The 20,976-nt window shown below is 68.7% G+C and carries 19 protein-coding genes; 5 read left to right on the forward strand and 14 right to left on the reverse strand.

What is annotated here, in order from left to right; genetic code table 11:
* Positions 1–24: 24 nt before the first annotated feature.
* The 8 genes from ACIHAX_RS18800 to ACIHAX_RS18835 form a co-directional block, all read right to left on the reverse strand.
* A complete protein-coding gene (locus ACIHAX_RS18800) occupies positions 25–1,389 on the reverse strand; it encodes a GNAT family N-acetyltransferase (RefSeq protein WP_397278719.1) in 1,365 nt (454 codons plus the stop codon).
* Complete coding sequence (locus tag ACIHAX_RS18805; protein WP_397278721.1) at positions 1,386–2,744, reverse strand: glycosyl hydrolase family 28-related protein; 1,359 nt, start codon at positions 2,742–2,744, stop codon at positions 1,386–1,388. Before ACIHAX_RS18805 ends, ACIHAX_RS18800 begins: the two co-directional genes overlap by 4 nt.
* A complete protein-coding gene (locus ACIHAX_RS18810) occupies positions 2,741–4,006 on the reverse strand; it encodes a YveK family protein (RefSeq protein ID WP_397278723.1) in 1,266 nt (421 codons plus the stop codon). The genes ACIHAX_RS18805 and ACIHAX_RS18810 overlap by 4 nt, the downstream gene beginning before the upstream one ends.
* An 11-nt stretch (positions 4,007–4,017) precedes the next feature.
* Positions 4,018–5,283 (reverse strand): hypothetical protein, encoded by a 1,266-nt coding sequence (locus tag ACIHAX_RS18815; protein WP_397278725.1) that lies wholly within the window; start codon positions 5,281–5,283, stop codon positions 4,018–4,020.
* An 83-nt stretch (positions 5,284–5,366) separates the two neighbouring features.
* Positions 5,367–6,383 (reverse strand): glycosyltransferase, encoded by a 1,017-nt coding sequence (locus ACIHAX_RS18820; RefSeq protein ID WP_397278727.1) that lies wholly within the window; start codon positions 6,381–6,383, stop codon positions 5,367–5,369.
* Positions 6,380–7,651, reverse strand: coding sequence for a lipopolysaccharide biosynthesis protein (locus ACIHAX_RS18825; RefSeq protein WP_397278854.1), 1,272 nt, complete (start codon positions 7,649–7,651; stop codon positions 6,380–6,382). Before ACIHAX_RS18825 ends, ACIHAX_RS18820 begins: the two co-directional genes overlap by 4 nt.
* Positions 7,652–7,797: 146 nt before the next feature.
* Entirely contained in the window at positions 7,798–8,928 is a 1,131-nt protein-coding gene (locus ACIHAX_RS18830; protein ID WP_397278729.1) for a glycosyltransferase family 4 protein, read from the reverse strand.
* Positions 8,925–10,001, reverse strand: a complete 1,077-nt coding sequence (locus ACIHAX_RS18835) for a glycosyltransferase family 4 protein (protein ID WP_397278856.1) — start codon at positions 9,999–10,001, stop codon at positions 8,925–8,927. Before ACIHAX_RS18835 ends, ACIHAX_RS18830 begins: the two co-directional genes overlap by 4 nt.
* A gap of 260 nt (positions 10,002–10,261) precedes the next feature.
* On the opposite strand from ACIHAX_RS18835, the gene ACIHAX_RS18840 reads away from it, so the two are divergent.
* Complete coding sequence (locus ACIHAX_RS18840) at positions 10,262–11,080, forward strand: glycosyltransferase family 2 protein (protein ID WP_355073243.1); 819 nt, start codon at positions 10,262–10,264, stop codon at positions 11,078–11,080.
* Positions 11,081–11,262: 182 nt separating this feature from the next.
* Here ACIHAX_RS18840 and ACIHAX_RS18845 read toward each other — a convergent pair whose 3' ends face one another.
* Positions 11,263–12,429 carry a class I SAM-dependent methyltransferase gene (locus tag ACIHAX_RS18845; RefSeq protein WP_364432780.1) on the reverse strand — a complete coding sequence of 389 codons (1,167 nt, stop codon included), beginning with the start codon at positions 12,427–12,429 and terminating at the stop codon, positions 11,263–11,265.
* 14 nt (positions 12,430–12,443) lie between these two features.
* Between ACIHAX_RS18845 and rfbC the strand changes: the two genes are divergently transcribed.
* The gene (gene rfbC, locus ACIHAX_RS18850; protein WP_355073246.1) at positions 12,444–13,007 is read left to right on the forward strand and encodes a dTDP-4-dehydrorhamnose 3,5-epimerase; all 564 of its coding nucleotides are present in this window, start codon (positions 12,444–12,446) and stop codon (positions 13,005–13,007) included.
* Here the strand turns inward: rfbC and ACIHAX_RS18855 are convergent.
* Genes ACIHAX_RS18855 through ACIHAX_RS18870 form a run of 4 tightly spaced genes read right to left on the reverse strand, consistent with a single transcriptional unit; the run spans position 12,985 to position 16,725 of the window.
* Positions 12,985–14,019: an NAD-dependent epimerase/dehydratase family protein gene (locus ACIHAX_RS18855; protein ID WP_397278858.1), complete on the reverse strand. Its 1,035-nt coding sequence runs from the start codon at positions 14,017–14,019 to the stop codon at positions 12,985–12,987. The two genes, rfbC and ACIHAX_RS18855, sit on opposite strands and share 23 nt — an antisense overlap.
* A gap of 5 nt (positions 14,020–14,024) precedes the next feature.
* Complete coding sequence (locus ACIHAX_RS18860) at positions 14,025–14,693, reverse strand: PIG-L family deacetylase (RefSeq protein WP_364432774.1); 669 nt, start codon at positions 14,691–14,693, stop codon at positions 14,025–14,027.
* Complete coding sequence (locus ACIHAX_RS18865) at positions 14,672–15,445, reverse strand: glucose-1-phosphate cytidylyltransferase (protein ID WP_355073250.1); 774 nt, start codon at positions 15,443–15,445, stop codon at positions 14,672–14,674. The genes ACIHAX_RS18860 and ACIHAX_RS18865 overlap by 22 nt, the downstream gene beginning before the upstream one ends.
* Positions 15,442–16,725, reverse strand: a complete 1,284-nt coding sequence (locus tag ACIHAX_RS18870) for a methyltransferase domain-containing protein (RefSeq protein WP_397278733.1) — start codon at positions 16,723–16,725, stop codon at positions 15,442–15,444. Before ACIHAX_RS18870 ends, ACIHAX_RS18865 begins: the two co-directional genes overlap by 4 nt.
* Before the next feature lie 451 nt (positions 16,726–17,176).
* On the opposite strand from ACIHAX_RS18870, the gene ACIHAX_RS18875 reads away from it, so the two are divergent.
* From ACIHAX_RS18875 to ACIHAX_RS18885, 3 genes are all read left to right on the forward strand, one after another.
* On the forward strand, positions 17,177–18,694 hold the full coding sequence (locus ACIHAX_RS18875; RefSeq protein WP_355073254.1) for a sugar transferase: 1,518 nt from the start codon (positions 17,177–17,179) through the stop codon (positions 18,692–18,694).
* A gap of 170 nt (positions 18,695–18,864) precedes the next feature.
* The gene (locus ACIHAX_RS18880) at positions 18,865–19,692 is read left to right on the forward strand and encodes an alpha/beta fold hydrolase (protein WP_397278735.1); all 828 of its coding nucleotides are present in this window, start codon (positions 18,865–18,867) and stop codon (positions 19,690–19,692) included.
* A gap of 93 nt (positions 19,693–19,785) precedes the next feature.
* Positions 19,786–20,193: a hypothetical protein gene (locus tag ACIHAX_RS18885; protein ID WP_364432763.1), complete on the forward strand. Its 408-nt coding sequence runs from the start codon at positions 19,786–19,788 to the stop codon at positions 20,191–20,193.
* A 31-nt stretch (positions 20,194–20,224) separates the two neighbouring features.
* Here ACIHAX_RS18885 and ACIHAX_RS18890 read toward each other — a convergent pair whose 3' ends face one another.
* Positions 20,225–20,968, reverse strand: a complete 744-nt coding sequence (locus ACIHAX_RS18890) for a lysophospholipid acyltransferase family protein (protein ID WP_364432760.1) — start codon at positions 20,966–20,968, stop codon at positions 20,225–20,227.
* Positions 20,969–20,976: the final 8 nt, after the last annotated feature.

The following is a 20,976-nucleotide window of genomic DNA, read 5'->3' on the forward strand; positions in this document are numbered from 1 at the left end:
CCGGGGCGCGCCCGGTCGCCGAACTCACGGGACCGGCTCCCCACGGACCGGCGCGTCATCCGGGACAGCCGTGCGGGCCGGATGACTGTACGCCCAGAGGTCGTGATCGCCGCGAGGTCCGAAGACATCGAGGTGCCCGCGCATCCGCCCTTCCTCGGCGAACCCGGCCGCGGCGACCGCAGCCGCTGCGGCGACGTCGGACACGGGGATCGCGATGGCGACGCGGAGAATCTCGAGCCGTTCGGTCGCATGGCGCACCAGTAGGCGGAGCACGCTCGCGCGGGTTTCCGGGCGAGCCGACGCGTCGGTCCAGACGCTGAGCCGGACATTGCGATCGAACATGTCCAGCCCGTGCAGCCGGGCTTCCCCGACGAATCGGCCGTCGTCGAGAATCGTCAGCGTCAGCCCAGGCCCGGAACGCAGGCCTGCCCTGGCTTCGGCGAGTTCGGCCAGCCAGTGGCGCAGGGATTGTCGGCGCAGCCACGCGGCGGGTGACATGTGCGGATCGCGTGCCAGCGTCGCCCGGTTGCGGATACGGGCCGCGCGGCGCTGCCGGAAATCGGAGACACGGCGTGACCGCACCAGCACCCCGCCGCGGTCATCGGAGTCGGTGAGGGCGACGGCGGCGCTGCCCCGCAACCACCTGAACACCCGGCGCGATCGGGAAAGCTGGTACCGCAGACGCGCGGCTGCGATGCTCACGCGGGGCGGCCCGTGCGGGACAGCGGGGGCGGCGGGCAGTTGCGTCGTCGTCGGGTGGAGGCGCTGCCGGGCCAGGTAGACGGCGGTGAACCCGAGGTCGGGCCGATCGGGGCGGGTCACCGCCCACAGCTCGTGGTCGCGGCGTGCGCCACCGGCATCGAAATAGGTGGTCATCCGGGCTTCGTACCGCAGGCCCGCCGTGGCCGCGACCTTGGCCGCGGCGACGTTGCCGGGTGCGATCGGTGCGGTGATTCGCATGAGGCCGAGACTGTCGAAACCGAAGTCCGTCATCATGGTCAAGGCAAGAGCGCCGATACCGCCGCGCGCGACGGCGGAGCTGATCCAGATGCCGAGTTCGGCGCTGCCCGCCGCCGCATCGATCGAGGCCAGTTCGATCTGTCCGGCGAACCGCCCGGCCACCTCGATGACCATGCTCACCCGCCGCCCAGCGCGTGCCTCGGCCCAGTTGTCCAGGCATTCCCGCACCCAATGGCGGGCGGTGTGGCGGTCGGGCCAGTCCTGCTCCGAGCTGACCCAGTAGCGCTCCATGATCGCGCGATCATGGAGCCGGATCCGCCGCCACTCAGCGAAATCGTCGAAGCGCGGCGGCCGCAACCGCACCGGCGTTCCGGGTGGACCGGTGATGGTCGGCTGCGCTTCGATACGGCGGTACTGTCGTCGGGTCATCCGCCGGGGCGCTTCCTGCCGAGCGCGACCGTGCCCAGCTTTCCGTCGTCGGAGACCGTGAGCCGCCAGTAGCCGCCGTCGGGCGCCTTGAGCACTGGACCGTTGTCGGCGTGCTCGCAAACCCAGGTTCCGTCGGCGGTCACCGCGGCGCGGACGGCCCCGTCGCTGCTCTGTGCCTGGAACACGTCCGCGCCGTGCGGTCCCGCTTGGGACACCACGGTGCCGGTGAACCGCGGAGTGCGCATGCCCTTGCGGCCGATGACATTCCAGCCGCCCGGAAACGTCTCGACGGGAATGTCGTCGGTGATCCCCGAGATCAATCCGAGCGCGGTGCCTTCCGGACAGCCGACCGGATCCACGCGCACCGGGATGCCCGGCGGCTGCGACTCCGCGTCGAAGATCACGTTCGCCAGATATGGCTGTCGGCAGTAGTTCAGTTCCAGCCCGACCGAACGGGCCGCGACCTTCGCGTTGACCATGCCGAACTGCGCGGGCCCGCCGCGCCCGTTCTCGCCGACCGACACGGCGACGTCGGCTCCTTCGAACCACACGTTGGTCAGCCACCAGTCGTTGGCGGCGCCGTCGACCCGCAGGTGCCGGTGGGTGGTGAGCGGGTGCTGGTCGGAGACGAATTCGACGTTGGTGAGCGCCAGCCCGGCGTTGTGGTCGTTGCCGGCGCCGAGGACGCCGGTGTGATTACTGGTGAACTTCGAGGAGGTGACGTAGTTCTGGATACAGGATGTGGTCAGTCCGATCCCGAAGTTGTTGATGTCGCAGTTGATGAAGGCGGTGCCGCCGGTGTTGTCGCGCAACACGACTCCGCGCTGGGTCAGGTATCGGGGATGGTTGTCGCTGAGGTGGTTGCCGCGCAGTACCACCGCGTCGAACGAGCAGCGAAAGCATTCCGACAGGTCGACCGCCGTCGAGCCGGGACCTGTCGTGTAGATGCCCAGCCTGGCGAAACGCACCCGGCTGCGCTTGCGCAGCCGCACCAGAGTGCCCTCGCCCGCGTAGACGATCGTGGTGACGTCGGCGCCGTCACCGAGAATCGTGGCGTAGTCCGGAAGATCGGGCATCGACTCGACCCGGTAGTGCCCGGCGGGCAGGTAGAGCACCAGCGGCTCGTCCGGGTCCTTCGCCACGGCTGCGGCCAAAGCCTTGGTGTCGTCGGCGATACCGTCTCCGACGGCTCCGAAGTCCCGGACGTTACGTGCCGCGGGCGCATCGGTGGTCGGCGACCGGAACTGCGGGTCGTCCGGCTCGGCTGTGGTGCAGGCGGCGGTGATCGGAAGTACCGCCGCCGCACCCAAAGTCGCGGCGAGCAAGCGGCGCCGCCGGAGAATGTCGTCGCTCATACCCTCAACCATCCCACCAGTCGGTCCGCCGCCGATCCGGGCGCGTGGTAGCCGACCACGCCGGTCGGCCCGGACGTGCCGAACGCGGTCAGGGCGGTACGCAGCCGCGGTTCGGTGAGTCTGCCGAGATCGGCGACGCCGAGAATGGCATCGGACAACGGCGCGACGGCGACCGCGTCGGCGGCACGACTGACCGGTGCGGTCTCGATGATCACGCGGTAATAGCGCTCGCGCAGATCGGCGATGAGATGGGCGAAGTGTTCCGAGGCGATCAGGTCGGACGTATCCGGCTCGATGTGCCCGATCGGCAGCACCGCGACCCCGGTCCCGCCCCAGTCCTCGGTGATCGCCCGGTCCAGCGGTACACCGCCGCGCAGCAGCGTCGTCAGGCCTGGACCGGGCACCGTGCCGGAGCTTCCGTCGCCGGAGGTGTCGGCGTCGACGAGGATCACCGGATGACCGGCATCGGCGAAGGCCAGCGCCAGGGTGTTCGCCACCTTTGATAGTGATCGGTCGGTGAGGCTGGTGCATTCGATGATCTGGGCGCCCCGCAGGTGATTACGCAGTCGCCGGGCCGCCTCGGAGGTGGATTCTCCGTGGTCGAAGGCGGCGACCACCGGGACCGGCGCGACCTCGGCGAGGTTGCTACTGGTGCGAATACGCCGGTCGGTGCGTTCGCGCAGAAATGCGGCCGCGAAGCCGAGCAGCAGTCCACCGAACGAGCCCATGGCGACGAACCGGCTCGTGCCGGGGCCTGCCGGAGCGGCCGGTAACCGGGCACGGTCGACAACCGAGACGCGGGCGGCGGGAGCAGCGCCTGATTCGATGGATTCGAGACTGTCGACCAGAGCCCGGAATTGGGCGACCGTGGCGTCGGTGAGATCACGCGCCCGCTGCGCGGTGGGCGCGGAGACCGCGATCTCCAGGATCGTGCTTGCGGGCGGCGACGAGGCGGTGATCCGCCCGCGGAACTCGTCCGGCGATTCCGTCAGCCCTTGGTCGTGGACGACCCGCTCAGCTACCGCGGCGCTGGTGGCCAGTTCGAGATAGGACCGCACGCGCTGCTGGGCCGCCAGACCGCCCTGGTAGGAGTCGTTGACCGAGGTGCCGGTGGCCATCGAGACGTACATCGTGCTGTTGGCCACGTACGTCACGGCGCGGGAGGAGGCGTACCAGACGCCGGCCACCGTGACGGTCAGCGCGATGGCGGCGATCAGCATCCACCGCCGCCGGACGATATGCCAGATATCGATCAAACCCATGAACTGCGACCTCATGTCTTGGTAACTGCTGAAGCGTGCGCCGGTGACGGGAGCGGCGTCGGACGGCGGCGGAATTCCGTGACGATCAGATGGACGAACCAGGCGAGCACGGCCGACTGGGCGAACTTGCCGAGATTCTCGAAACTGCCGAGAATCCCGCGTTCGAACAGGGTGGAGGCGCCGGTGATCGCGAGCCCCAGCACCAGGACCGGGAAGAACCGCGAATACAGTGAGCGCTCCCACGCGAGCAACAGCCCGAAGGTGAACACGACGGCGACGAGCACGCCGACCTCACCGCCGAGCAGATAGCCTTCGTTCACGTTGCCCTCCGCGAGGGACACCGACACGGTGCTCATATCCACCGACGCGCCACGCACGTCGATCGCCCAGGCCGTACCGGATTGGAGCTTCTCGATACCGAGTACCTGCGCCGGGATCAGGCTCAGGCTCGCGTGGTGGAGAACCTCGCCGGGCGACAGCCAGCCCCCTGGACCGACGAAGTACGCGTCGGTGGCGGCTTCGAGCAGGTCGAAGCGCCGCAGGATACTCAGGAACGGCCGGACGTTCTCCGGGTAGCGGGAGTCGACGAGGGCCGCGTCCAGCGCGGCCGTGCCGGAGTTCTTGAACGACTGCAGCCAGCCGAATCCGGCGACGCCGAGCACGCCGATCAGCACCACGCCGATCGTGGTGCGCCGGTTCCAGCCGAGCATCGAAAACCGCACGGCCAGCGCGAGTGCGGCGGCGAGGATCGGTGTCTTGGACTGCACGGCCGACGACCAGTACAGCTCGCCCGCGAACAGGGCGCCGAGCACCAGCGCCGTGGTCTGCGGCCGTGCAGGCCGGAGGAAGACGATCATTCCGAGCGCCGCGATCCCTGCGAACGTGGCGACGAAACTGAGCAGGGGGTTGCCGCTGCTGACCTCACCGGCCGCGCCCAGCGATCCGGTGGCCACCGATGCCGCCCGGCCCAACAGTCCGAGCCCGTAGAGCACGATCAGCGTGGGCATCACGCCGGGGTCTTCGACCGCGGCCGGGACGGCGCTCGGGGGGTGCCGCCGCCGCCAGAGCGCGTAACCGATCACCAGTAGCGCGTAACACCACAAGCCGAACACCACGTGGTCGAGCACCAGACCGATCCCGCGGTCGTATCCCAGTCCGGCCAGCCGGGGGTCGGAGATGTTGTCGCCGTAGTGCGGATCGGGCAGCACCGCGAGCAGCACCAGCGGCCGCGCCACGTAGGACAGCGACCAGAACAGGGCCTGCGCGATGAAGAACACGCGGGCGATGCCGGGAACCCACAGCGCGGCCGCCGCAACCGTGACCAGTGCAGCCGCGACGGCGGCTATATCGGTGTAGGCGTTCAGTTCCCGACCTCCGCGGCGAGGCCGACGATCTGCCGGGCGCGATCCACGTAACGATGCCCCTCGGCGGTGATCCGCCGGTGCCCGGCCGCCGCGACCTCGGCCGCGCGCTCCGGGTGGGCGGCCACCCAATCGAGAATCGAGACCAGTTCGTCGGTGCCGTCGAACAGGAAGCACTCGACGGTGTCGCGCAATAGCGCGGCGTGTTCGCCGGTGCGTTCACCGACGAACAATCCACCGGCCGCGGGCACCTCGAAGGTACGGCAGGTGTGGGTGTCGCGGTTGCCGGAGTTGAGCAGCACCAGATTGGCTGTCACCTGGGCGACCGCCGCGGAGTATTCCGGACCGTACACCGCGCCGCCGACGACGGCGCGGGTGGCGCGCAACTCAGGAACCCGGCGCCAGCCGGGGCCGCGGACCAGCAGGCGCGGTCCGTAGCGGCGTGCCAGCGACACCAGTTCGGCGCGTCGGTCGGGTCGGCACACTCCGATGAAACCGACCAGATGATCACCTGTGCCTCGGCGCGCCGCCGGATGATGCCAGGCCGGGTCGTAGGCGCTGAGCACGAAGCCCGCGGCACGGGCGCCACGCGCCAGCAACTCCGGCACGTTGTGCTGTTTGGTGGTGACGATGAGGTCCCAGCCGGGTTCGGCGGCCAGGTAGGCATCGGTCAGGTTCTCGGGATTGGACACGTCGTCAGGGCTGTAGTGCACATGCAACGCGGCGGGCACGTCGAGCAGTCGCTGCTGGTCCAGATGGATTCCCTTGAACACGAACAGCATCTCGGGCCGGAAGGTGGCAGCGTTTCGTTCGATCTCGGCGTGTACCCGTTCGACTGTGCGCCGGTCGCGTCGGCCGGTCGCCTTCGCGTACACCCACGGCGGCGACAGCCTGGCCGGAAGAGTCACCGGTGTGGAGTCGACCACGAGCACGTCGTGGCCGGCCTGACGGAAGCCGTCGGCCAGCGAACGCGCGTTGCTGCCGAGCCAGTCGTCGCCGACGAACAGAATTCTCATGGTCGGATTTCCTTCCGGGGCACGATCGGCAGCGGCACGGTGTCGGCTTCGGCCCGATCCCGGCGCGTCAGGAAGCGCACCCGCAGCAAATGCCAGGTGGCGACGGTGATTTCGGCCACCAGCAGGCCGTAGACCAGGGTGTGCACCGAGCGGGTCCGCACGGTCAGCACCAGTGCGCCCGCGGCGACGAGAGTCCCCAGCAGCGCGCCGATCAGGACGCCGGTGGTGTCCTGGCGCACCGGCAGGATGGCCGTGGTGATGAAGGAGGTGACCGTCGTGGCGGGCAGAATCAGCACCTCGATCCGCAACAGGCCGGTGGACGCGGCGAACTCGGTACCGAAGACCAGCCGGATGAGCAGTGGCGCGGCCAGCCAGATGCCGACCGAAGCGAGTGCGGCGACGGCGACGGTCACGGCCAGCGCTTGCAGGCTGTGCCGCCAGAACCCGTGGTCGTCGCCGCGCCGGGCCATCCGTGGCAGCAGCGCGAAGCCGATGGCGTCGAGCAGGGATTGGACCGCGCGCACCAGGCGGTCGCCCGCCGAGTACAGCCCCAGCGAGATGGCGTCGAGCACGGTCGAATACAGCGTCGCCGCGCCCTGACCGTAGCCGGTGACCAGCAACCGGGAGACGAACACCGGAACGCTGCGGCGCAGCACGACGCCGTAGTAGCGAGGACGAGCAGGCGGCCCGTACCGGCGCCAGGCGTCCCACCATGTCAACGCCACCGTCGGCACGGAGGACAGCAGTAAGCACAGCAGGGCGATGTGCGAGTTCGGCAGCTGGGGAAGCAAGCCGACCAGCAGCCCGAGATAGCACAGTCGGCCGACGGTCTGATACGCGGTGGAGGTGCCGAATCGTCCCTCACCGATCAGCAGCCAGTCCTCCGACAGGGACCAGAAGCCACCGACGAACAGCCCGAGCAGCACCATCTGCGCTGCTTCCGGCACGCGCACGGCCGAGGCTACGGCGAGCGCGGCACCGAACAGCGTCGCCGTGGTGAGCCGGATGGCCAGATAGTCGCCGCGCAGCTGGTTGATCTCCCGCAAGCGGGTGTCTTTGCGCGCGTTGATCTCCGGCACGCGGGCGGACAGGAACTGCGTGACTCCCAGATCCACGACAAGCGAACCGATGAAGTAGGCCGACATGCCGATGGCGAGCAGGCCGAGGCCGTTGGCGCCGAGCACCCGGGCGATCAACGGCACGGTCACGACCGTGACGATGTACTGACCGTATCTGCCGAAACTCACCAGGGCGATATCGCCGAGCACCTCGAACCGGCTCGGCTTGCTGTGCGCGCCACCACCTCCCGGCCCGCGCGCCCCGTCGGCGCGCCGGTGCACCCCGCGGGGGCGCGGGGGTAGTTCGACGCGGGGGAAGACGTCGGTGGTGAGCGTGGCCAGGTAATCGGGTTCGGTCACGGCGGCGCCACCTCGTCGAGGAAGCGGGTGACCACATGTGCCGTGGCGCGGATGTCGAAGTCGCGCGCGCGGTCGGCGCCCGCGGCGGCGATCCGGGCGCGTGCGACCGGATCGCCGAGCAGTTCGGTGAGAGCCGCGGTGAGGGCGGCTTCGTCACCGGCAGGAACCAATCGGCCGGTACGCCCGTTGTCGATGATCTCGGCCGGGCCGCCGGGCACCGTAGCGATCACCGCGCAGCCCGCGGCCATACCCTCCACGACCACCTGCCCGAACGGCTCGGGCAGCACCGAGCAGTGCACGAGCACGTCGGCCTCGGCGAGGTAGCGGTCGGGGTCGTCGACGTGACCGGTGAAGGTCACGGCCAGACCGAGTTCGTCGGCGAGTCGTTCCAAGTACTGCCGAAACGGCTGTTCGTCGAAGAACGTGCCGCCGACGAGGTACACCGCAGCAGGCCGGGTCGGCACCGCCGCCAGGGCCCGCAGGAATACGTCCTGGCCTTTCCAGGGGCTCAACCGTCCCACGACGACAACGACCGCGTCGGCGGCCGCGCGGCCGCGCGGCGACGGCGGCGCGGCAGGCAGGGCGACGCCCGGATAGGCGACGGCCGCCGGGACACGCGCGGGCAGCGTGGCACGGGTGCCGTGACTGTTGGCGAGCAGTCCCCGGCAGACCAGGGCGGCCAGCAGCCGGATCGTGGTGGCCGGGAGCAAGCCGAAGTAGTCCCGGGACACCCGGTCGTGGACCTGCCAGACGAGCGGCACCCGCGCGCGGCGGGCCGCGACCGCCCCCAGCACGAGCGCTTTGCTGCTCTCCGCGACCAATACCCGAGCGCGCAGCTCGCGGACCGCTCCACCGACCGTCCAGCCCAGCCGCAGCAGCGCGAGAAACCCGGTGATCAGCCGCAACGGGCCGGATGCGGTGGTCATCGCCCGGCTGTCGAATCGGCCTGTCACGACACGAGTCTCGATCCCCGCGTCGCGGGCACGAGCCATCACCGGGCCGTCCTCGGTGCACACCAGCGCCACTTCGGTGCCCTGTGCCCGCAGGGTGCGCAGCAGCCGCAGGGTGGCCAATTCGGCTCCGGAGGGCGCGGCGGTATGGCCGAGGAAGACGGCGGGTCCGCTCATACGAGCTCCCGGTACAGCGCCGCGTGCCGCCGGGCGGCGACATGCCAGCTGAAAGTCTCCGCATGGGCGCGGCATTGCGCCGGTGTGGGCCGACAGCCCGCGATCGCCGCGCTGATCCGAGCCGCGAGCGCGGTGGGGTCGCCGGGCGGCACGATCAGCGACGGATCCAGGCCCTGCACGGCGTCGGGCAAACCACCGCACCGGGTGACCACCGGCGCCCGGCCCGCGGCGAGCGACTCGAGGGCGATCAGGCCGAATCCCTCCAGGGCTACGGTCGGCACCACCGTGAGTGCGGCGGAGGTGTAGCGGGCGGCCAGCTCATGGTCGGGAATCCGGCCGGTGAACTCGACGCTGCCATCGAGCCCACCCTCGGTGGCTGCGCGCCGGAGATCCGCCTCGGCGCTGCCGGTTCCGACGATGACCAGACGAGCCTCCGGGTGTTCGGCGAGCACCCCGGGCCAGGCGCGCAGCAACACATCGATCCCCATCCGGCGCTCCAGCCGACGCACACAGAGCACGACCGGCGCAGACGCGGGGACCGGGGCGGGGCGGAACCGGGTGAGATCGACCCCGGGCGCGATCACCTCGATGCGATCGGGCGCGATGCAGTAATCGTCACACAGCACGTTGCGGAAGTGTTCCGAGAGCACAACGAAATGATCCGCGCAAACGTATCGCATACGTTCGATGAGGTATTTGGCGAAGGCTGCGACGGGATGCTGTCCGTGCATTCGACTTTCCGCCGCCCACGGGCCGTGGAAATGCACGACGAGTGGTAGCCGGCGACCACGCCGGTCCCTGGCGGCCGGGCCGTAGAGGCAGAAGTGGCGATCCACGATCGTGCCGGGGTCCAATGCGTCGCGAGCGCAGAACGCGGTGCGGGCGCGGCGCAGGGTCGACCCGCCGACCGGCCCCCAGGATCGGGCCCCGGCATGCGTCCGGTCAGGCAGGCCGAATGCGGCGGCCGACATCGAAATCCCTGGTACATCCGATAAAGCGCCGTGCAAGTCCGTGAAATATCGGCCCAGGCCGCCGGGCGCGGCGCCGAACCATTCCGATCCGGTCATGTGCACCTTCACCGCGCCGGACGCACTCGTCATGACCCGATCCCTTCGTCCCGTTCGCCGCACCGTGAAGTCGTCTGCCGAACTCGTTCACGGCCGGAAAGTATAAGGCCGCGCACCGGATTCATCCTGGTCGCGCAGAGGATGGGCAACTGATATCCAGCGCTGGGAATTCCGAATGCAGATGCCAACTCGCGGTGAAATGTGGCATAGTTTCGGCAATTACGAGGCAATGTACGATCGCGATTCTGACAAAGGGGCGGCTTGGGATGCGGAAACTGTCGGTGTGCGTGCCGGCCTACAACGCGGAACGAACTCTGTCCGCGACCCTGGACTCGGTGCTGGCCCAAGATCTCGATTTCGAAGTCGTGATCCTCGACAACGCGAGCACCGACCGCACCGGTGACATCGCGCGAGCGCGGCGCGATCCGCGCGTGCGTGTGCTGCGCAACGATCGGGTACTGCCGATCGGCGCCAATTGGGACCGGGCGATCCGGGAATCCACCGGGGACCTCGTGAAGGTGGTCTGCGCCGACGACATCCTGCGTCCCGGCGCCCTCACCGCGCAGTCGGCGGAGTTCGACGACGACGCGATCGCGTTGTGCGCGGGCAGGTTCGACGTGATCGACGAGTCCGGCGACATGCTCGAGACGGGGCTTGGGCTGCCGCAGCTGGTCGGCAGGCACGGCAGCCGCCATCTGGCCCGGATGATCGTGCGTCGCGGACCGGCCGACTTCGGCCCGACCGCGGCCGCCATGTTCCGGCGTACCGACTACGACGCCGTCGGCGGACTGCGCGGCGACCTGGTGTTTCCGATGGATGTGGACCTGTTCGCCCGCGTCGGCAGCCGCGGCGCTTTCGTCGGGCTCGGCGACATCGTTGCCGCGTGGCGGAACTCCTCGTTCAACCTGTGCAGTCGCACCTCGACCCGTAGCAAGCTCACCGAGCAGCTGCGATTCCATCATCGCCTGGGCGCCGATCACCCGGATCTCGTGCGTCCGGCCGACGTGCTGGCCGGTGATCTGCGTCTGGTCCGGGCGTTGGGGACGCGGCTGCGGGTGCGAGCGCGGGCCACGGTAGGCCGCTGAGCACGATCGCGGTCGCTTCTGTCCGGTAGGGTCCACTGTCGATCACACCGTCGAGCTCGTGCCGTCGACAGCGGCGGTGCCGCCGCACATCGGCAAGTCAGCCACGATCATCAGCGCAGTGGCCGGTGCGACCGAGTCAGCCGGCCAGTGCAGCCGGTGTCGGCGCATCCGAGGGGTGGTGTTCATCGGTACGGCTGTCCTTCGCTCGTGAACTGCTGGCCGGGGGCGGCCCAGGGGGTGTGGCGGTCGTCCACACCTCCTTTTCTGGGTCCGCGGGGATCGTCGAGGAACCAGCGACCGTCGAGTTCCGGAAGTCCGGACGACACTTCACCCAGCAGGTCGGGCAGCGTCAACAGCACCCGGTCGGGTGCTGCCTCGATCAGCTCCCGTGGGCTGATGATCGGGATGTCGGTGCCGGGCATTCGGCGTCCCTGCTTGGCGGGCGCGACGTCGGCGACGCCTGCGACAAGCCCCTGGTGCGCACCAGCCAGCGACAGCAGGGCAACCGCCCGGGACGCTGCCCCGTAGGCATAGACTCGCTGCCCGGCCGCGGCCGCATCGATCAGCCAGGTCCGCAGCGCGCGCACGTGATCGTCCACGAACCGCTGTAGCAGGCGCAGCGATTCCGGGGTGATGATCTCGCGTTCGCGGGACAGGATCTCGCGCACGGTGCGGTCGGGCGCTGCGGGCCCGCGTCGAGCTGCCACCAGCACCGTCCCGCCGTAGAGGTCGAACTCCCACGCGGTGGTCACGCTCATGCCCGCGCCGGTGAGCGCCAGGCTCAGCGCATGCAGGGAGTAGTACGCGAAATGCCCGTGGCGCAACGCGTTCCACTGCCGCTGTGCCACGATGGCGGCGAGCGAGTGGTACTGCAACAGCAACAATCCGCCCGGGGCGACGGCCGCGGCGCGGGCGGCGAAGGCTGCACGCTGGTCGGGTTCGTGCATGATGCCGAAACAGTCCAGGACCAGCTCCGCCTGCGCGGCGTCGGCTTCCGCGCAGCCACGCTCGGCCAGCAACGGCAGCCACGAACCACCGTGCGGGCTGCCGAATTCGATGACCGTGTTGCCGCGCAGCAGGCCGGCCGCGTCGACCCGCGCAATCGCGTCAGCGGCCTGATCACGGAGAGCCTGCGGCTCCACTCCGCGGGGTTCGGACCCCACGGTGTCGTCTTCGGCGAGTTGTGCCAGCTCGCATCGCGCACACCGCACCATCCGCAGCTGATGCGTGGTCTCCGCCGGCGTCACCGGTCGTGCCGCGGGCGGGAAATCATCGGCCGCGGGCACCGTCCCGAGATCCAGGACGGTGTGCAGAACGGCGCCGGAGCAGGCGCGGCAGCGGCCGGTCATGACACGATGCCGGTGTGCGTATCGAGCAGACCGACCTGGCCGACGTGGTGGTGCTGATCCCAGCGCCCGTCCGGGACGACCGGGGCCTTTTCACCCGGACCTTCGATGCCGCCGAATTCGACTCTCACCTGGGGATTCCAGGAATTTCCGCCAGTTTTGTGCAGGACTCGCAGTCCCGGTCGCGCCGGGGGGTGGTGCGCGGCATGCACGGCCGATCCGGGCGCGGCGAGGCCAAGCTGGTCCGCTGCGCACACGGCGCGGTGCACGACGTGCTGGTCGATATCCGACCGTCGTCGCCGACGTTCGGCCGGACGCAGGCGTTCCGGCTCGACGACGAGGAGTTCCGGCACCTGTACGTGCCGCCGGGATTCCTGCACGGATTCCAAGCACTCACCGACACCGCCGACGTGTGCTACCGCATCGATCGGCCGCACGATCCCGCCGAGGATCTCGGCGTCGCCTTCGATGATCCGGACTTGGCGATCGCCTGGCCGCTGCCGGTGACGGTGATGTCGGATCGCGACGCGAACGCGGGACGATGGGAGCATCTGCGGGCTACCCTGTCGCCGGCGCGGTGACCGCACGCAGCCGCGGGTCCAGCGCGCCGGACGCGCGCAGCCGCTGGAGCCACGTGAGTCGCGTGAATCGCTGGAAGAAGGCGTCCTGGGTGAGGCCGCGTTCGGTGTACTCGCGGTAGAGTTCGGCGGCGCCGTCGGGCACCGACCACCGCGCCTCGAACCCGAGCACCGCGCGAGCGGCGGAGAAGTCGACCCGGTAGGAGCGTGGGTCGGCCCCGGTCTCGCCGGTGACAAGCAGCCGCGACCCCGGCACGGTGGCCACCACCGACTCGGCGATCTCGGCAACGGTGAGGTTGTTTCGCTCGGTCCCGATGTTGAACGCCCGGCCGGCGACGGCCGATGCCGGTGCGGTGAGGCAGCGTTCGAAGGCTGCCGCGATGTCGCGGGCGTGGACCAGCGGCCGCCAGGGCGTGCCGTCGGAGAGCACCTTGACCACACCGGTGAGGACGGCGTGACCGACGAGATTGTTGAGCACGATGTCAGCGCGGGGGCGAGGCGAGAATCCGAACGCGGTGGCGTTGCGCAGGAACACCGGAACGAAGTGGTCGTCGGCCAGCGCCGCGACGTCGTCTTCGACCCGCACCTTCGACTCGGCATACGGGGTGATCGGCCGCAGCGGCGCCGACTCGGTCACCAGCTCGTCTCCGGCGGCCCCGTACACCGAGCAGGTGGAGGCGTACAGGAACCGTGACACACCGGCTTCTTTTGCGAGCCGAGCCAGACGCACCGAGGCGCGATGGTTGATCTCGTGGGTGACTTCCGGCGCGAGCGCACCCAAAGGATCATTGGACAGCGCGGCGAGATGGACGACCGCATCGATGCCGCGAAGGTCTTCGATCCCCACCGATCGCAGATCGAGGCGCAGGCCCACCGGGTCACCGGCGAACTCGCCGAGCAGGCAGTCGGCGAACCACCCGGTGTCGAGCCCGATGACCTCGTGCCCGGCGGCCCGCAGTATCGGGACCATGACGGTGCCCAGGTATCCCTGATGCCCGGTGACCAGGACTCGCATCGTTGTCACTGCTTCTCCCATCGAATGACGGCCTTGTCCACCACGAAGGCTTCGGCGTACTCGGTGCGGCACTGCACGCCGCGGATCCGCGCGGAGGCGAGGAACGCGGTTTCGTCGAACCAGTCGCGACCGGTCTGGGACGGGTAATGCCGGTGCAGCAGTTGCGATTTCCGCTGGACCAGCTCCGCGTCGACCGGGTGGAACACGGTCGGCGCCGGTGTGTCGACCTCCGCCTTGAGGATCTCGTAGCCGAGGATCAGGTGGTCGCGGAACTCGGTCGGCACCAGCTCCGCGAGCGTGCGGTGATCTTGGTGCGCGTCGCCCGGTTGCGGGGCGAACACCAGGTCCGGTTCACCCGCCCGGCGAAACTCCGCTACGGCCGTCTTGATCCGATCCCAGTGCGCCGGTGCTCGTCCGTCCGGGACGTCGAGCACCGTCAACTCCGGTGTCCGTCCGGCGCAGAAGGCGGTGAGCGCCGCCCGTTCCTCCTCTTCGCGCTCGGTGCCCGCACCGGAGAGGACCAGCGCGCGCACCCGCATACCCGGATGGTCGCGGGTCAGCGACAACAGCGTGGCGCCCATGCCGATCGGGATGTCGTCGCAGTGCGCGCCGAGCAGGGCGATCTCGGCGGGCCGCGGGGGAAGCAGCGCGATCACGGCTCCCACACCATCCATGGCCGGTGTCCGCTGCGGTAGGCCGCGTCGAGTTCGGCGCGCTCCTTGAATGTATCCGCCGGCTTCCAGAATCCGTCGTGGCGGTAACCGAACAACCGGCCCTGGCCTGCGAGCGCTCCGCAAGCGTCCTCCACCAGATCTCCGCCGGGTGGCAGCAGGTCGAAGATCTCCCGGCCGAGCACGAAATAGCCGCCGTTCTCCCACAATGGCATATTCGCCACGGGAACGATGTCCTTGACCTCACCGGTAGGGCTGAGGTCCACACAGTGGAACGACGATTGCGGCGGCACCACCATGAGAGATGCCGCCGCCCCCGAAGCGTGGAACTGGGTGATCATCTCGTCCAGGGGAGCGTCGGTGAGGACGTCGGCGTAGTTGGCCAGGAAGTGCTCGTCGTCGCCGAGATGCTCGCGCACCCGGCGCAGGCGCTCCCCGATGGCCGACTCCACGCCGGTATCGACCAAGGTGATCGTCCAGTCATCGATGTCGCTGCCGAGCAACTCGACCCGGCCGTTGCGGATCACGAAGTCGTTGGACGCCGACTCCCGGTAGGTGAGGAAGAAATTCTTGATGTGCTCGGCGCCGTATCCGAGGCACAAGATGAATTCGGTGTGGCCGTAGTGCGCGTAGTACCGCATCACATGCCAGAGCAAGGGCCGCGGGCCGACGAGTTGCAGCGGCTTGGGCACCATGTCATCGCTGCCTCCGCGCATGCGCATGCCGTAGCCACCGCAGAACAAGACGACTTTCATCGGCGCCGGTTTCCTTTCGACTCGGCTCCGGCCTGCACCGTGCGGGCCGGGAACGCCGGGTCGATCACGTGCAGCTCGGGCAAGGGATAGGCGAGCCGACCGCCCCACTCGGCGACATGCCGCAACTGTGCGGTGATCTCGGACTCGAGATTCCAAGACAGCACCACGATCACGTCCGGGCGATCGGCGTCGAGCCGGGCTGGCGGGTGGATCGGGATTCGCGTTCCCGGTGTGAATCTGCCGTGTTTGTAGGGGTTGCGGTCGACGGTGTACTCGAGCAGGTCAGGTCGGATCCCGCAGTAGTTGAGCAGTGTGTTGCCCTTGCCCGGTGCACCGTATCCGGCGACGCGTTTGCGCTGGTGCCTGCAGTCGAGCAGGAACCGAAGCAACTCGTGCCGCACCGACTCGGCACGCTCCCGCAGCGCTGTGTAGCCGGCCACCGAGTGCAGTCCGGCGGCGCGCTCGAGGTCGAGCACCACCCGCACCCGGTCGCTCACCGCCTCCGCGGCGGCATCGGGGCGCACCCACAGCCGGATCGATCCGCCGTGCGTCGGTAGCCGATCGACATCTACCACGGTCAATCCGGCGACAGCGAGCGCTCGCTGCGCCGACAGCACGGTGTAGTACTGGAAATGCTCGTGGTAGATGGTGTCGAACTGACCGAACTCGACCAAGTTCAGCGCATGGTGGACTTCGATGGTCAGCATGCCGTCATCCGCCAGCAGGATGCGCAGCGCACGAGTGAAGCCGCGCAGATCCGGGATGTGGGCGTAGACGTTGTTCGCGATCACCAGATCCGCGGGGCCGTGTTCGGCACGGACGCGGCGTGCGGAATCCTCGTCGAGGAAGGCGGTTTCGGTGGGCACGCCCGACTCTCGAGCCGCCGCTCCGACGTTGGCCGATGGCTCGATGCCCAGGCATCGGATGTCGCGGTCGACGACGTGGCGCAATAGGTAGCCGTCGTTGCTGGCGACCTCTACCACGAAGGAGTTCCTGCCCAGCCCCAGCCGTGCGGTCGCGGTGTCGACGAACTCGCCCGCGTGCCGGACCCAGCTGTCGGAGTAGGAGGAGAAGTAGGCGTATTCGGTGAAGGTGTCCTCCGGCGTGATCAGCGCCGGAATCTGCAGTAGCAGGCAGTCGGCGCACACCCGGAGGTGCAAGGGATAGGTCGGCTCGGGCAGGTCGAGTTGATCGGCGGTGAGGAACGATTCGCACGGCGGTGTGGCGCCGAGGTCCAGAATGCTGGACAGCCTGTCGGAGTCACAGAGTCGACAGCGCACAGATCCGATCCTTTGCTCGAAACGCCCCGGCCCGCCGGAACGCCTGTCGCGGCACACGGAAGCAGAAGCTGCCCGGCGTATCACGAGATGCGCGCGACGAGAACGTCATTCGTGGTACCGACCGCACCTGTTGCGACCTTCAGCGTACCGACGGCAATATCGGCCGGGTTACACATCCGCGTTACTAACTGTGATATAGGGCACATTTCATATTCGCATTCGTGGTGTTATTCCAAATGCGCATCACAATGGGTCGCTGGGTGGATTCGCATCAGTTAACATCCCGATCACGCTGCCTCGCGCACACCTTCTGACCGGCGAGAAATGTTGTGACACTTGCCGATCAAGTGCCGAGGAAGCGCTCGGTAGAGGCGGTCGGGACGCTGCCGGGACAGCCGATCCTCGGATCGGGTAGCAATTCCACCGTTGCCCCAGGAGGGGTGTTCTCTTGATGAAATCCAAGGCTGTCCCGGAATGGCATGGGACCGCCGAAATCCCACGATCCTTCACGGTTACCCCGGTTACCGTCTCGACCCGTAAGGCCTGGCGATCGGAGTACGTACGCCGCCTCGCCATCACCGATTTCGCCGCCGTATCCATCGCTGTGGGGAGTGCGCAGCTGATCCGTTTCAATGAGGGCGGCGCTCCGCCGCTGGCCTGGGAAGGGCCGTACCGGGTCGGCTACACGATGGTATCCGGGGCGCTGGTCGCGGGCTGGTTCGCGATCCTCGGTAGTGCGGGCAGCCGTGCGCCGCAGCTGGTCGGCAGCGGTGTCGAGGAATTCCGGCGGCTGATGTCGGCGACGATGCACCTGTTCGGCGTACTGGCATTCACGTCACTGGCACTCGAAATCAAGTTCGCCCGAGGGTATCTCGCGATCGCCTTTCCGGCGGGCGTACTCGCGGTGGTCGGTGGACGACTGTGGTGGCGCCACCAGCTTGCCAGGGCACGCCGCCGGGGACGCTATCGTTCGGCCGTACTCGTGGTCGGTACGGCCGAAGCGGCCGCGGCGATATCCGCGGCGTTCGCCACAGACCCGGGCGCCGGGTACAACGTTGTCGGCGCCTGCGTGCCGGGTGGGCAATCAGGAGATGCGCCGCTGGCGTTCACCGGCGGCACGGTCGCGGTCGTCGGCGACGACAGCGCCGTGCTGCGGGCGGTCCTGCACACCCACGCCGACACCGTCGCCATCGGTCCGACCCGGCATCTCGGTCCGACCGAGTTGCGCAGGCTCGCCTGGGAACTGGATGCGCTGGGAGTCGAGTTCATGCTGGCGCCAGGGGCGGTCGACATCGCCATATCCCGGCTCACCAATCGGCAGGTCGCGGGAATGCCGATGATGCACATCGCCGAACCGCAGTACGAGCGGGCTCGGTCGGTCAGCAAAACGGCCTTCGACATCGTCTTCGCGACGATGTGCCTGCTACTGCTGCTGCCGGTGTTCCTCGTGATCGCGATCGCGGTGAAGACCACCAGCCGCGGCCCGGTCTTCTACCTGTCCGAACGCATCGGCCGATACGGCCTGCCCTTCCGCATGATCAAGTTTCGCAGTATGCACGACGATGCCGACCGATATGCCGAAGCTTTGATCGCACAGCAAGGTGCAAATCCGGTCTTCTTCAAGATGAAGATCGATCCCCGCGTCACGCCGGTCGGACGATTCCTGCGCAAGTACAGTCTCGACGAGCTGCCGCAGTTCCTCAACGTGCTGCGCGGCGACATGAGCGTGGTCGGGCCGCGACCGCAGGTGCGGCGGGAAGTCGACACCTACGACCACATGATGCGCCGACGCCTGCTGGTGAAGCCGGGGCTGACCGGCTTGTGGCAGGTCAGTGGCCGGTCGGACCTTCCGCTCGAAGACGCCGTGCGACTCGATCTGTCCTACGTGGAGAACGTGTCCATGCGGATGGACCTGCGGCTGATCGCGCGCACGGTCGGTGTGGTGGCCCGGGGTGACGGAGCGTACTGAGGCCCTGCGGACCGGGCGGTAGTCGGATGTTCCGACCGCCGCTCGCGTAGGGCGGTCGAGAACGCGCCCGATCTGGGCTGAACTACAACCGCCGCCGCGAAACACGGTGTCAGTGGCCGTGTCAGACGGGTGTCAGGGCGGTGTCAGCCCGGACGCCGAGAGTTGTTGCCATGAAGAAGAACAGCAACCCGGCCCCCGCTTCGAAGTGGACCGGCACGGTGCCGGTGGACGATACCGCCCTGGCGGTCACCGACACCGGCGGTCCCGGTATCCCCCTGATCTACTGCAACGGCCAGTTCGCCACTCAGGGCTACTGGCGGCGGGTCATCGCCGAGCTCGGCCCCGCCTACCGGCACATCACCTTCGACGAGCGCGCCCGCGGCAAATCCCGGCGTTCGGCGGACTATTCCTTCGACGCCGCCGTCCGGGACGTCGATGCGGTCTCGGCGGCCAGAGGGGTGCACCGGGCGCTGTTGGTGGGCTGGTCCTACGGGGCAGTCGTCGCGGCGCACTGGGCCGACCGGAATCCGGACCGTGCCATGGGCGCGGTGCTGGTCGACGGCGCGTTCCCGTACGACTGGCTCGACGAGGCCATGGAGCAGCGGATCCGCAAGCTGTTCAAGCGGCTGAGCTGGTTCACGCCGCTGCTGCGCCCGACCGGTCTGACCCCGCGGATGACCGCCGAACAGATGGCCGAGAGCAACATCGAGCTCGGCAAGCTCTCCCGTGAGCGCGAATTGGGTCCCCTGCTGGACCGCAGCACTGTTCCGGTGCGGTATGTGGTTGCTTCGGGGACGTCGTTCGGAAGCCGTGGCGACGAGCAAGAGCGAATCCGCACCAGCCTGGACGGCGTGTGCGCCCGCAATCCGAACATCCGGATCGGCGCGAAGGTCGCCGGCAACCACGGCGCGATCCTGCGCAAGGACTTTCGCGCCATCGCCGATGCCGTCCGCCAGACCGCACCGGCCGGAGACCAGCACGGCTCGCCGAGTCACTGACCGGCCCGCCGACCCCCCACATGGAGACCAGCACGGCTCGCCGAGCCACTGACCGGCCCGCCGACCCCCCACATTTCGAAGGAGCACACCACCATGTCCATCACCCTGACCGACCAGGACAAGGCCACCGTCCGCACCGCCGCCTACGGCGCCGTATCGCTCATGGCCGCCGCCGACGCCACCGGCTCGCCCCACAAGGCCGCCACGCACGGCAGCATCGCCCTGTCGTCGGCAACCGGCCTGGTCGGGCACGTACTCGCCGCGAAGTCCAAGGACATCACCCTGAACGGCAAGAACGTCGCCGAACTCGCCGACCATGTGCTGCCTGCCCTGACCGCGGCGATGAGGCTGCTCGCGAATCAGGACCCGGCCGAGGCCGACAACTTCCGCAGCACCGTCCTCGTCGCCATCGACGCAGCCGCCGGATCCCACAAGGGCGCGCCCAGCCCCGTCCCGGCCGAGATGGTCCGCAAGATCACCGCAGCGCTCGACGCGGCCTGATCGAGTGCCGCCCTACGACGTGGCGGCGCCGTCACCGCGCCTTCGCGCGCCGCCGCCTCTCCATCTCCTCGCGTTCCAGCACAGCCGCCTCCGCGAGAGTCGGGGCGGTTCCACCGAGCCGTGCGGGGACCCAGCTGGCGCCTTCCACCATCGGATAGTCGCGTTGAGCGAGGTCCAAAAGCTCACCCATCCGCGTCCGCAAGGTGGCGGTGAGTTTCTCGGCCGGTTCATCGGGTGGGATCGGTGCGCCGATCCGGATGGTGACCGGAAAATTATGGCGGCCCAACTGCTTGGGGATGTCCTTGGTCCAGATCCGATGAGCGCCCCAGATGACCAGGGGCACGATCGGGACCCCGGCTTCGACCGCCATGCGCGCCGCACCGGACTTGAATTCCTTCAACTCGAAGCTGCGGCTGATCGTCGCCTCGGGATAGACCACGACCACCTCGCCCTCGCGCAAAGCGGTCACCGCGCGGGCGTACGACTCGGCTCCGGCCGTGCGATCGACGCCGATCGCCTTGCAGTGCTTCATGAGAAAGCCGACGATGCCGTGTTCCAGCTCGGCCTTCATCATGAACCGGACGTTGCGGCCGGACTTGCGCCCGACCAGTCCGACTTCCATGAAATCCAGATAAGCCGTGTGATTCACCGCCAGCACCGCGCCGCCGGAACGCGGAATGTGCTGCCTGCCCTGGATATCGAGGCGCAGACCCTGCGCGAAGAAGATGGCGCGGGCCAATCCGGTGAGAATGTCGTAAACCGGTTCGCGCGCCATCACGCCTC

The organism is Nocardia sp. NPDC051929, from assembly GCF_044548645.1.
GTDB lineage: Bacteria > Actinomycetota > Actinomycetes > Mycobacteriales > Mycobacteriaceae > Nocardia > Nocardia sichangensis.